Origin of the sequence: Psychrobacter sp. NPDC078409 (assembly GCF_050268505.1) — a bacterium.
Taxonomy (GTDB): Bacteria; Pseudomonadota; Gammaproteobacteria; order Pseudomonadales; family Moraxellaceae; genus Psychrobacter.
On the sequence record NZ_JBNNGW010000002.1, the window covers coordinates 91,417 to 105,009 of the forward strand.

General features: G+C 41.3%; 10 protein-coding genes. 6 read left to right on the plus strand and 4 right to left on the minus strand.

Going from position 1 to position 13,593, the window contains the following annotated elements; genetic code table 11:
• Positions 1–25: 25 nt before the first annotated feature.
• Positions 26–1,450, minus strand: a complete 1,425-nt coding sequence (locus tag ACQKC9_RS03510) for a solute carrier family 23 protein (protein ID WP_347162262.1) — start codon at positions 1,448–1,450, stop codon at positions 26–28.
• A gap of 522 nt (positions 1,451–1,972) precedes the next feature.
• Here ACQKC9_RS03510 and ACQKC9_RS03515 point away from each other — a divergent pair.
• Positions 1,973–3,406, plus strand: a complete 1,434-nt coding sequence (locus ACQKC9_RS03515) for an L-serine ammonia-lyase (RefSeq protein ID WP_427620524.1) — start codon at positions 1,973–1,975, stop codon at positions 3,404–3,406.
• Positions 3,407–3,532: 126 nt separating this feature from the next.
• Here the strand turns inward: ACQKC9_RS03515 and ACQKC9_RS03520 are convergent, their stop codons facing one another.
• The 3 genes from ACQKC9_RS03520 to xthA form a co-directional block, all read right to left on the minus strand.
• Positions 3,533–3,931 (minus strand): DUF4377 domain-containing protein, encoded by a 399-nt coding sequence (locus ACQKC9_RS03520; RefSeq protein WP_427620525.1) that lies wholly within the window; start codon positions 3,929–3,931, stop codon positions 3,533–3,535.
• Between the two features lie 359 nt (positions 3,932–4,290).
• The gene (argJ, locus tag ACQKC9_RS03525; protein ID WP_427620526.1) at positions 4,291–5,514 is read right to left on the minus strand and encodes a bifunctional glutamate N-acetyltransferase/amino-acid acetyltransferase ArgJ; all 1,224 of its coding nucleotides are present in this window, start codon (positions 5,512–5,514) and stop codon (positions 4,291–4,293) included.
• Positions 5,515–5,706: 192 nt separating this feature from the next.
• Positions 5,707–6,531, minus strand: coding sequence for an exodeoxyribonuclease III (gene xthA, locus ACQKC9_RS03530; RefSeq protein ID WP_427620527.1), 825 nt, complete (start codon positions 6,529–6,531; stop codon positions 5,707–5,709).
• A gap of 205 nt (positions 6,532–6,736) precedes the next feature.
• Between xthA and ACQKC9_RS03535 the strand changes: the two genes are divergently transcribed.
• The 5 genes from ACQKC9_RS03535 to ACQKC9_RS03555 all read left to right on the plus strand — a co-directional run bounded on the left by ACQKC9_RS03535 (position 6,737) and on the right by ACQKC9_RS03555 (position 13,593).
• On the plus strand, positions 6,737–7,324 hold the full coding sequence (locus ACQKC9_RS03535) for a thioesterase family protein (protein ID WP_427620528.1): 588 nt from the start codon (positions 6,737–6,739) through the stop codon (positions 7,322–7,324).
• Between the two features lie 7 nt (positions 7,325–7,331).
• Positions 7,332–8,168, plus strand: coding sequence for an ABC transporter ATP-binding protein (locus ACQKC9_RS03540; protein ID WP_427620529.1), 837 nt, complete (start codon positions 7,332–7,334; stop codon positions 8,166–8,168).
• Between the two features lie 146 nt (positions 8,169–8,314).
• The gene (locus ACQKC9_RS03545; RefSeq protein ID WP_427620530.1) at positions 8,315–9,091 is read left to right on the plus strand and encodes an ABC transporter permease; all 777 of its coding nucleotides are present in this window, start codon (positions 8,315–8,317) and stop codon (positions 9,089–9,091) included.
• 461 nt (positions 9,092–9,552) lie between these two features.
• Complete coding sequence (locus ACQKC9_RS03550; RefSeq protein WP_427620531.1) at positions 9,553–11,250, plus strand: AMP-binding protein; 1,698 nt, start codon at positions 9,553–9,555, stop codon at positions 11,248–11,250.
• A gap of 642 nt (positions 11,251–11,892) precedes the next feature.
• Positions 11,893–13,593 carry an AMP-binding protein gene (locus tag ACQKC9_RS03555; RefSeq protein ID WP_427620532.1) on the plus strand — a complete coding sequence of 567 codons (1,701 nt, stop codon included), beginning with the start codon at positions 11,893–11,895 and terminating at the stop codon, positions 13,591–13,593.

Below are 13,593 nucleotides of genomic sequence, written 5' to 3' on the forward strand. Positions count from 1 at the left end.
CAAACTTCAATCTCATCAGCCTTACTTATTTAGTTTCAGAGCTTTGGTTAAACAAGGCATTTAACACGATAGCGGCTAAAGTAGCAGTACCGATACCGCCTAAATCAAAGCCGCCTAAGTGCAAGCTAAAGTTACCAGTACCCATAATGACCGTTACTGCTGCAATGATCAAGTTGCTGTTTTTACTAAAATCAATATGGCTATCGATCCAGATTTTTATCCCAGCAACCGTGATAAGACCAAAGACAACAATAGAAGCACCGCCCAACAGAGCTGCTGGTATGGTCTGAATGATCGCACCAAACTTTGGTGACAGTCCCAATATGATAGCAACCAATCCTGCTACGACAAATATCGTTGTGCTATACACTTTGGTAACCGCCATGACACCGATGTTTTCAGCGTAAGTAGTGACACCTGTACCACCAAATCCTGCCGAAAAAGTCGTGGCCAAACCGTCCGCCAAAAATGCTCGGCCCATATAAGGCGTCACACGAGCCTTGGTCATGCCCTCTACGGCCTTAAAGTGCCCTAGGTTTTCAGCCACCAAAATAAAAGCCACAGGTGCAATTAGGATAATAGCGCTCATCTCAAAGCGCGGCGTATGAATGCTTGGTAGTCCAAACCATGAAGCGGCAGCTACTGTACTAAAATCAATCGCTGTACCAAAGCCTAGAATATTGGTCATGACAAAATAAGCAACGTACGACAGAACCAGACCGACGAGTAGCAACAGACGACGCAACATACCGCGAGTAAATACTGCAACACCACTAATGAGCAGTACGGTCAAGGTAGCCATCCAAGCATCAAACTGATTGGCAGACACGCCTTGAATGGTCACTGGCGCCAAGTTAAGACCGATAATCATGACAATCGCACCCGTCACGATAGGCGGCATCAAACGCTCAATCCAACCTGTACCTGTCTTCATCACTAGCAGACCAATCAATGCATAAATAATACCGCAGGCCATAATACCGCCTAGCGCAACATTTAGATTGTCATTGAACCCTGCGCCTGCATAAGCGGTCACCGCGATGACGGGACCAATAAAAGCAAAGCTTGATCCCAAGTAGCTCGGCATACGCCCACCGGTAATCATAAAGAACATTACTGTACAGATACCGGACATCAAGATAGCTAAGTTAGGATCAAACCCCATCAATAAAGGTGCAAGCACAGTTGCACCAAACATGGCAAACGTATGCTGTATACCGAGCAATACGCTTTTTGACGGAGGTAAATAGTCGTTGATACCGACTGGATCACGATCCAAATCGCCCTTATAAGGACGCCATGTCGGGAACCAACGGCCATTTTCAAAATCTGGATTATGCGGATAATTGATAGCGGCTGAATCAATGCCTGCAGACTCTAAGGCATTTTGAGTCGATAGATCTTGAGCGCTATTGTCTGACGCTGATGAAGGGTCTTTTTGAGATGGCATGCGCGCTTGTCCTATGTGAGCTAAGCTAAAGTAATAGGCTAGAATAACTGATAAAATAAGAATATTAATAAATGGACATATTTCTAAGGACTTGTATAAATAGCAGAACGTTAAGTCTTTCTATCTATAATATGTCATCCTAATTCATTCATTTATGTTGTAATATGACAAACCAAAAGTATTATTTGGTATGATAGCCATATCTTGCTAGATGTATGAATACGGATATGTCTGACTGAAAAATTTAGTCTTTTTTAATCCGTCTTATTTTACGATGATAACCAACTTACAGGATGTTACATAGTTGTTGACTGCGAGCATGATAACGGAGTTTCAAAATAAATAAAAGTTATTATTCAATTGCCCTCAGTGCTCATTTACCTTATAACCTTCATAAATAGTGTCTCGCGCCCACCTATCAACGGTGACTAGGAGCGATGGCTGTCTATTATATTTTTCACAAAAGCGCCCAATGCCATAGATAAAATAGGCTAAAGCGCTTAAAATTTTCGGTGACTTATTATGATCAGTGTTTTTGATTTATTTAAAATCGGCATCGGCCCATCCAGTTCGCATACAGTCGGACCGATGGTCGCTGCAAACTTATTTTTGACCTCGCTAACTGAGCAGATGGAACTGACTGCAGTTAAGACCATTGAGATTGAACTGTATGGCTCTTTGGCGGCGACCGGAAAAGGTCATGCAACAGATACCGCTATTTTACTAGGCCTACTTGGGCACACGCCTAGCACGATAGACACACGCATGACCAGTAGCTACCTATCTCCTATTTTCTCTGACAAAATTCTCAATGTATCAGGCACGCATACGATTGCTTTTGATACAGAGCAAGACATCTACTGGTATGACGACACTGTACTGCCTTATCACCCTAATGCATTGACGCTACGCGCTATCTCAACTGAAGGCGTTCGCTATCAGCAGACGTATTATTCAGTCGGTGGCGGTTTCGTCATTAATGAAGAAGATGCGACTAACCCAGACGAAGATCATGCCAACCCAACCATCGATAGAGTTCCCTACCCGTTCAATAACGCAGCAGAGCTACTAGAGCAATGTCGTGAGCATGATTTGAGTATCAGCGAGTTGGTACTGGCAAACGAATGTCACTTCCATGCTAAAGAAGAAGTCTTTGCTTATCTAGATAGCATTTGGGAAGTGATGCAAGACTGCGTCAAACAAGGCTGCGAAAATGGCGGTATCTTGCCGGGCGGATTAGATGTAAAACGCCGTGCCCAAGATTTGCATACACAGCTGTGCGCTGAAAAAGACCAACCTATCACCAAGACTGATAAGTTAGCCGCTATGGACTGGGTCGATTTGTACGCGCTCGCCGTTAACGAAGAAAACGCCAATGGCGGCAAAGTAGTCACGGCTCCAACCAATGGCGCAGCAGGTATCATTCCTGCCGTACTGCACTACTATCGTGACTTTTTGCCCAACTACGGCCAAGATGGTGTTCGTAAGTTTTTGCTAAATGCTACTGCTATCGGTAGCCTTATCAAGCAAAATGCCTCAATCTCTGGTGCTGAAGTTGGTTGCCAAGGTGAAGTTGGTTCTGCGTGTGCAATGGCAGGCTCTGCACTGGCAGAAATCATGAATGGCACGCCAGCCAAATGCTTAAATGCGGCGGAGATTGGCATTGAGCATAATCTAGGCCTTACTTGTGATCCTATTGGCGGCTTGGTACAAGTGCCTTGTATCGAGCGTAATGCGATGGGCGCAGTCAAGGCAATCAATGCAGCGCGCCTAGCCTGTAGAGGTAATGGTCAACACTTCGTATCTTTAGACAAAGCGATAGAGACGATGAAGCAAACAGGTGCCGATATGTCTGATAAATATAAAGAGACAGCACGAGGCGGCCTGGCGGTTTACGCTGACAATAGAATTCCTACGGCAACGCGTGGTGTTAGTGTCAACTACAGTCAATGCTAATTTGACTTCTCAAAAACTAATTTACTAACAATAAACACGTAAAAAGGCCTCTAACGAACTAGAGGCCTTTTTGTCATGGATAACTGCTTTTGTAACTGGTTTATCGTTTATATATTGCTATCAATATTATTCAGCAGTTTTTGATACCACTTCATTTAGAATCCAAACTGGTTGCACTACATTTGAGGCTTCTGCTTTTACTGCTTCTTGACGTACATCTAGGACATAACGATAGTTCGGCTCATAGGTAAAGCCTTGAATATTACCGTTTAGCGTAGTGTAGTTTTTCTGATAGGTCTGACGATACTGCAAGCACTGTGATTCAACCATGCTGCCATCACTAGCAGTCAAGTCACACACTGCTTTACGCGGTGCAATTTCCACTTCAAAACTTGGGATATTAACTACTTTTACATTCATAGGTTGTCCTTCAACAACCATCGTGCGCTCATTGTCCATACCCATCGTAGAGCAACCAGAAAGGGCAAAAGTTGTCATCAATGCTGCAAGTGCTAATTTCTTCATTATTCAATCCTCAGATAATTGTTATTAATTCTTTATTAATAGCTTAGTTACTGGCTTATTTATTGATTTCGCTACTAAATTATTGTTACTTAGATAAACTTATTATTTTGAACACCTTATCTTGTTTTACTATAAGCTAATAAGATTGTTTGCTTCTTACTGAAACCAGTATAGGTCGCTAGTCGTCTTACCCTCTATAACTGCTTTGTAAAGTAACGTCAGCTTTTGCAACTGATGTTAATGAAGCGTATTGAATAACAGAGTTATTTGCTACTGAGCAGAAATTTGACATTAAAAAACCAGAACAAATATTGCTCTGGCTCTTATACAACTATGCAAATTCTGTTTTTTAAGAATAATCAGCTACGATAATCAGCATTTATTTTGACATAATCGTATGACAAATCGCAGGTATATACGGTATCACTAGCATCGCCACGTGCAAGGTCGATATGAATGGTAATCTCAGGTCGGCTCATGACTGTTTTGCCCGCCTCTTCTGTATAGTCAGGTGCAACACCGCCATTTTGGCAAATCATTACCTCGTCTAGATACACATCGACTTGCTCTGTGTCTAGATCTTCGATACCAGCATAGCCCACTGCTGCTAATATGCGTCCCCAGTTAGCATCACTAGCAAAAAATGCCGTTTTTACTAAGGGTGAATGTGCGACTGCATAAGCCACATCGCAGCATTCTTGCGTGGTTTGACCGCCAGTCACTTTGACCGTCATGAATTTAGTAGCGCCTTCTCCATCACGTACAATCAGTTGTGCTAGACGGACAAACACATCAGCTAATGCATCGAATACAGGCTGATAATGTGGATGCTCTGGACTATCAATCACCTCTGAGCTAGCAGCACCTGTTGCGATTAACACACAACAATCATTGGTTGAGGTATCGCCATCGACAGTAATGCGGTTGAAAGACTGCTCATTGATAGCGCTTAGCATCTCTTGCAATAAGTCAGCAGCGATATTAGCATCTGTCGCCACATAGCCCAGCATAGTCGCCATATTTGGGCGTATCATTCCTGAGCCCTTAGACATACCAGTGATATGATAGCTAGTACCTGCTACATCAATTTTTTGGCTGGCCAATTTAGGAATGGTATCTGTTGTGCGAATGCCATTGGCAGCAGCTAGCCAGCTATCAGGCGCTAGATTAGCCAATGCATTATCCAAACCTGCGATGACCGCATCACTATTCAATGGCTCACCAATCACGCCAGTAGAGAATGGCAATATCGTATTGGTATCTACACCGGCCTTTTCAGCCAATGCTGTACAGATATCAATAGCGCGGCGCTTGCCATCAGCGCCCGTACCTGCATTTGCGTTACCTGTATTGGTGACTAAATAGCGCGGGCTGACCTTAGCAAAGTGCTCACGCAATACTCGCACTGGCGCGGCGCAAAAGGTATTTTTAGTGGTTACAACCGCAGTAGTGGCCTTATCCGATATTTCGATGACTACTAAATCATCGCGATCTTTATAACGAACGCCTGCCGCTGTGGCACTGAGCTTGATGCCGTCGATAGGATAGATAACGTCAGGTACTGATACATTTCCAACAGCCATAATAAAATCCTTATTTTTCAATTTTTATCGTTATTTACGGAATACTAAGTGATAAATACTAGCGTCAGTTCAAGACAGTTCAGATACAAGAAGAACTAGCTATAATGCTACAACCAGCAGACTGAGCAAGCTAATCATCGTATCTAATTGACATGAGAATTGACTATATATAGGTATCACAGTATATAAGTATTACGGTTTTTTTAGGTCAAATGCTGACCAAATTGGTGCATGGTCAGATGGTTTTTCCATAGCACGTAGCTCATAACTGATACCAGCATCGATACATTTATCGATTAAGTCTGAGGTACATAGAATATGATCAATACGTAACCCGCGCTTAGGTTCATCATTGAAGCCGCGACTGCGATAATCAAACCAGCTGTATAACTCGGTACTCGTTGGATAATGCAGACGGTAAGTATCTGTCAGCTCACGTGACATCAATGCTGAATACCATTCGCGCTCTTCTGGCAGAAATGAGGTTTTTCTGTTTTTCAACCAGCGTTTGGCATTGACTTCACCAATACCAATATCGATATCTTCTGGTGCGATATTCATATCACCCATGACGATAACCGAACGACCTTCCGCTTTTAGCGTATCAATATAAGCCATCAAATTGGCATAATAAGCGCGCTTCATAGGAAATTTAGTCGGGTGATCTTGGCTCTCTCCTTGCGGAAAGTAACCATTGAGCACATCCACTTCACGACCTTCAAACTCATAACGTGCATGGATAAAGCGCTTTTGGGCTTCTTCATCTTCGCCAGGAAAGCCTTTTTGTACAAATACAGGTGCAGCTTTGGATAAGAGTGCAACGCCGTAATGCCCTTTTTGTCCAAAATACTCGACGTGGTAGCCTAGCCCTTCGATATCGCTAAGCGGAAATTGATCATCATGAACCTTGGTTTCTTGTAGGCCCATGACATCAGGATCGATTACCTCGCGCACCGCCTCGAGCTGATGCTGACGTGCACGGATACCATTGATGTTAAAACTGACAAAACGGGTCATAAACTGTCCTATACTGATTGGTTAGAATATAGCGCTCTATAAATGGGTGAGATATAAACGGCTATGATAACAAATGTAAGCGGTTCTAGCGGTTGCATGGCCTGAAATCTTGAGCTAGAGTAACTCTATTATAAGCACTATCTATTATTGGTCTATCTGAAACACTTTTATTCAACAATACTTATTAAAAATATCGAGCATCACTATGACAACAATTAATCAAAAAAATACGACATCAGCCATGAATGATGACACCAAACCATTATTTGCTAAAGATTATAACGTCTATATTAACCATACTGATGCTGGCGGTATAGTCTATCACGCCAATCATTTGGTGTTTTTTGAAAACTGCCGACGCGACTGGTTTACTGAGCTGGGCTTAAATGGGTATTTTTTGCAGACTGATAGCGGTGAAGTGCAGCATTTTGTCGTGAGTCAGGCAGACTTGCAATACAAAAGAGCCATTCTATTAGATGAAGTAATTAGCGTACGTATTGATAAAGTAGAGCTAAAACCTGCCAGCATCATATTTTATCAAAGTATATATCGCAATCTACCAAATCATAGTACTACCGAAACAGATGATAGCCAGCTACTAAGCAGTACCAAAATTGTCATTGCCTGCGTACAAAATCTCGTCAAACCAGAGCCAATGAGTAATGATGAAATAGGCAGCGATAAACCAGATACTTCAGCGACAACCCCACCAATGCGTCCTATTCGTGTACCAAAAAAACTGCGCGTTACGATCGAACAAGCTATCGCTGAGCAAGTAAATGGTCAGCAGTAGAACTGCTATGAGCATAGATACGGGTAGAGTGTTGCTTGAATTTGATAATCTATGTGCACATAGCCAACGGACGATAAATGCTCAAAGCATTAAAAATAGCAAAGAAGCACTGAAAAAACCTTCTATGCCGTCTAGCATTTATCAAAAATGGACAAGCAATCTAACCAGTAACGCTTCACTGGATAAAGAGCCATCAACTCATGATCGAACGCTAATAAGCGGTGCGAGCGGTACGCTATTGTCAGGGCAAGTCACTGTTTTGACTGGAGCGTCTGGCAGCGGTAAATCCGTACTGCTGCGAGTATTAGCAGGATTATTGCCAATGAGCGGTGGTACTGTTCGTTTGGATGATGGCACGTCAAGTAATGTTTATCATGATATTCATGAGACTGCACCTGTACTGTGGCGCAAGCAAGTTGCCCTACTCGCTCAGCACCCACAGTTGTTAGACGGCAGTGTCCTTGAAAACCTACAAATGCCTTATCAATTGCATGCTCACCAATCGCAGACTTTTGATAGAGACTGGCATATTGCTCAGCTTGAACACTTAGATAGAAGTGCAAATTTTTTACAACAAGACGCCAAGCACTTATCTGGTGGCGAGCGCCAACTGGTCAATACATTGCGTCTATTGCAACTCAGTCCACAAGTTCTATTGCTAGATGAACCAACTGCTGCTTTGGACATGGACACTTCAGCACAGCTAGTCAACTTACTTATCAGCTGGTTGCACGCAGATGCACAGCGCACACTCCTATGGGTGACTCACGACACAAAAGATATTATGCCTTTGGCAAATAGACACTGGCATATGCAAGCAGGTGTGCTCACCGCAAACTCTTGAAGAACTTTTATACAAGAATATTTAATCAAATGAGTAAGTCGTCGCTTAGTTGCTCAGAAGTTTGGCACGTTGATGACTTCAACCCTCACCGTGTATTATTACTATAATTATTTCCTAAATAAGCTCATATGAGTGGTACGAATGATATGCAAATATTTCTCACTTACGGTGATATCGCGCTTGCTAGCAGCCTAATTATCATTGTATTACTCATCTCTTGGCGCTTACGTTTAAAACTAAGCAAGACCCTTTTGATAGCGGCATTTCGTACGATCATACAGCTTAGCTTTATTGGGCTGATACTGGCGTGGATTTTTGCACGCGAACAATGGTATGAAGTGCTACTTATCTTAACGGTCATGACTTTAATTGCAGGAAGTGCCGCCAAAAATCGCGTTAAGCGCAGTTATAAGGGGTTATTAACAGATACGTTATTGGCAGTCGGTATCTCTGCAATACTAGTAACAGCGATTGCGATTATAGCGATTTTGAATGTGCAGCCTTGGTATACACCGCAATTCATTATTCCTATATTGGGTCTGATATTAGGTAACTCTCTGACTGCCATTTCGTTGACAAGCAATCAATTGATTGAATCCTTTCATGAGCAATCTGGACGTATCGAGATGATGCTCAGTCTATCTGCTAAGCCATTCGAAGCCGTCCATGAGCAGATAAAAGCAGCTATCACTAATGGCATGACTCCAACCCTGAACTCTATGCTAGTCGTCGGTATTGTTAGCTTACCAGGCATGATGACGGGTCAAATTCTAGCGGGCGCCGATCCCACTCAAGCCGTACGCTATCAAATAGTCACTATGTTCCTGATATGTGTCAGCAGCACGCTTGGCTGCACCATCAGTGCCTTACTCATTTATCGACGTTTTTTTAATAAAAAAGATCAATTCATTTTACTGCAATAGTCTTAGCATCTACATTCCTGTGTTTTTTGTCAGCTTACCAATATTAATTATCTAATCCTTCTTTTGTCAGCCAGCAAAGTTAATATATTCTAATAAGTTAATATATGTACTGATCAGTATCGCTTACTGTTATTGTTTTAGACTAAATTCATGCTAATGTATTGCTCAAATGTATCGTTTTTTTGATACTTTATTTGTAAGTAGCAGATAAATAGTTTTAGAACGAACATTATTTTTATAATTGAATTTTTTATTTATTTGTTCTATTTAATGCTTTATCTAAATATTCGTTAAATAAAATGCTGTGACAGCAGCAAAAAAACCAGCTATTAATCAATAGACAAGGACGCTATTGAATGTGGGATATATCACTTATTTAAATGGTGTTCTGTACTACTGATAGATTGACAACCACCTTTTCAAAATACTTTAGCCTATATCAAATCGCAAGGATGCTAACTATGATATCGAACAAACCTTGGCTTTCTCAATATCCAGCCGGTGTGCCAAAAACCATTAATCCCGATAGATATAGCAGCATCATGGAGCTGTACGAAGAATGCTTCGATCGCTTCCGTGGACATCCAATGAGCATCTGTATGGGAGTGACTCATACTTATGGTGATATTGATAACGCTTCAATGGCAGTCGCTGCTTGGCTACAGAACCAAGGTTTGCCAAAAGGCAGTGTCGTCGCTCTCATGATGCCAAACGTTCCACAGTATCTACCAACTATGATTGGGATATTGCGTGCAGGCTACGTTTGTACCCCTGTCAACCCGCTATATACTGGCCGAGAATTACGCCATCAGCTTAACGATTCTGGTGCCCAAGCAATTTTTGTGGTCGATAACTTTGCCCAAGCGCTCGAGCAAGTCATTGAAGAAACGTCTATCAAACGTATTATCCTATCGAAGATGGGCGATATGATGGGTTTGAAAGGTATTTTGGTCAATACAATTATTCGTCAGGTCAAACGCTTAGTACCCAAGTACAATCTTAACGACCCTAAATACCACGTTACTAAATTCCCTGAAGTATTGAAAAAAGGTAAAAACCTACCTTTTCAGCAGCCAAAAATGTCTTTGGATCAAAAAGCATTTTTACAATATACAGGTGGTACTACAGGTCTTTCGAAAGGCGCTATTTTGTCGCAGCGTAATATCGTAGCAGCAGCGATGCAATCAGAAGCATGGACTCGCCCTATCACATCAGAAATTAACGAAGTGTATATCAATATGGTGATGGCGCTGCCGCTGTATCATATTTTTGCATTCATGCTGAGTTTACTTGGTATGCGCTCAGGCTATACCTTTATACTAGTACCTAATCCACGTGATATTCCTGGATTTGTTAAAACCTTGTCAAAACAACCGTTCCATATTTTCCCTGCGGTCAATACTCTCTTTAAGGGGCTGCTCGATAATCCTAATTTCAAAAATTTGGACTTTAGCTCTTTGCGTATCTCACAAGCTGGTGGTATGGCGGCTACTGAGCAAACTGCGAAGCGCTGGTTAGAAGTGACTGGCTGCGCGATGATCGAAGGTTGGGGTATGACAGAAGGCGTTGCCGTCGGTACCGCCAACGTTATTACCAATCGTGAGTTTAACGGTACTATCGGTGTACCAGCACCTGGTGTCGATGTCATTATTATCGATGAAGACGGCAAGCATGTAGGTTTAAACGAAGGGGGCGAACTATGTATTAAAGGCCCTAACGTAACCTCTGGATATCTGAATAGAGACAGTAGTGCTGACTTTACTAGCGATGGATACTTCCGCACTGGTGATATTGTCAGCATGGATGACAAAGGTTATATTAAACTGCTAGATCGTAAGAAAGACATGATCTTGGTTTCAGGGTTTAACGTATTCCCGAACGAAATCGAATCTGTGATGCTTGACTGTGATGGTATTCTTGACTGTGCGGTAATTGGTATTCCTGATAGTCATCAAGGTGAAGCGGTCAAAATATACGTAGTACCTGAAGACAATAATGTTACCAAAGAAGTGATTACAGATTTTGCGTTAGACAATCTAACGGGTTATAAGTGTCCACGTCACATTGAGTTTGTGAGCGACTTACCAAAGAGTAATGTCGGTAAAGTACTGCGTCAAAAATTGCGTGAAAAACACAATGCAGACCATCCACAAAGATAAACGAACATCAAAGTTTTAATTTTTTAAAAATTTGATTTTATTTTCACTAAAGAGCATTTTACATTTAATGTAAGATGCTCTTTTTGTATATTCATTTTATGTCATTCAATTATAAAATTTCTCTATTACCATTACTACAAATCTACCTTTATATTAAGTTATATGACATTTTTTGAATAAACTTCATGTTAATTACTTGATAAGAAAGTAAATTACTTGTCTAGGCATTTTATAATTATTCAACATATATTTTTTCATTTATCAAATTTAACTGTAAACTATCAAGTTCTTGTATAAGCATAACAGGCACGGTTGTAGTTATGTTAATGTATTGCCAAAATGTGTCACTATACTTTCTGTTATTTTAATCTTATATAATTATGACTCATATCGATTGATTAGCAGTATTACTAGTAGCTATTTTCATTATCAAAACATTAATTAGTTTTTTAACCTGATGAGATATTTATGCTCTGTGGTTGAATCAAACTTTATAAGGGCCTCGTATTTTAGCAGTATGTGAATATATAGGATAACACTCGACAATTTCTTGCTAACGGAACAGCAATATAAATTGTTGACATGGATGTGACTACTTTTTTATAGAGCCTTAATTTATTTTAATATTTAAGGACGCTAATCATGACTGTAGATAAACCTTGGCTTTCTCAATACCCGGAAAACGTACCTAAGACGATTAATCCGGATCAGTATGAAAGCCTCATAGAGTTATATGAAGAGTGTTTTAACCGCTTTCGTATGCATCCGATGACTATCTGTATGGGTGTGACGCATACTTATGGTGATGTTGATAACGCTTCACTGGCAGTAGCAGCATGGTTACAGGCTCAAGGTTTACCTAAAGGCAGCGTAGTGGCTCTTATGATGCCAAACGTTCCCCAATATCTACCAACTATGATTGGTATTCTACGTGCAGGTTATGTTTGCACTCCAGTAAACCCACTATATACGGGTCGCGAGTTGCGTCACCAATTGAATGACTCAGGTGCTCAGGTTATCTTTGTCGTTGACAACTTTGCTCAAGCCTTAGAGCAAGTCATTGAAGAGACCAATATCAAACGTATCGTGCTGTCAAAAATGGGCGATATGATGGGTCTAAAAGGTATTTTGGTCAATACGGTCATCCGTCAGGTCAAACGCCTGGTTCCAAAGTACAACCTAAACGATCCTAAGTATGACGTTACTAAGTTCCCTGAAGTTCTAAAGAAAGGTAAGAATCTACCGATTCAAGCACCAAAAACCACCCTACAACAGAAAGCTATTTTGCAGTATACAGGTGGTACGACTGGACTATCTAAAGGTGCTGTCCTAACACAACGTAATGTCGTCGCTGCTGCTATGCAATCAGAGGCATGGTATCGTCCTGTGACCTCAGGTATCAATGAAGTATATATCAATATGGTTATGGCCTTACCGCTATATCATATTTTTGCCTTCATGCTGAGTCTACTTGGTATGCGTTCAGGTTATACCTTTATCCTAGTACCTAATCCGCGCGATATGCCAGGGTTTATTAAAACGTTATCAAAACAACCGTTCCATATCTTCCCTGCCGTAAACACTCTATTCAAAGGGTTACTTGACCAGCCAAACTTTAAAAACTTAGACTTTAGTTCATTACGTATCACTCAGGCTGGTGGTATGGCGGCAACTGAGCAAACCGCAGCACGTTGGTTGGAAGTAACTGGCTGCCCTATGGTTGAAGGTTGGGGTATGACGGAAGGCGTTGCGGCAGGTACTGCTAACGTGATTACTGATCGTAAATTCAACGGTACTATTGGTATACCTGTTCCTAGTGTCGATATCATTGTAGTAGATGACAATGGCAAACGTGTGGGCCTAAATCAAGCAGGCGAAATGTGTATTAAAGGCCCTAATATTACGTCTGGTTACTTTAATAAAGACAATACCAATGATTTCACAAGTGACGGCTACTTCCGTACGGGTGATATTATCAGTATGGACGAAAAAGGCTATATCACCCTACTAGATCGTAAGAAAGACATGATCTTGGTTTCTGGATTCAATGTATTCCCTAACGAAATCGAATCCGTTATGCTCGACTGTGATGGTATCGTCGATTGCGCAGTAATTGGTATTCCTGATGACCATCAAGGCGAAGCGGTTAAAATTTATATCGTACCCGCCGATAATAATGTCACTAAAGAAGTCATCAAAGAATTTGCGCTGGACAATTTGACTGGTTATAAATGTCCACGCCATATTGAGTTTGTCAGTGAATTACCAAAGAGTAATGTTGGTAAAGTACTGCGTCAAAAGCTGCGTGAACAGCATATGTCAAATAATCCTCAAACGTTGTAA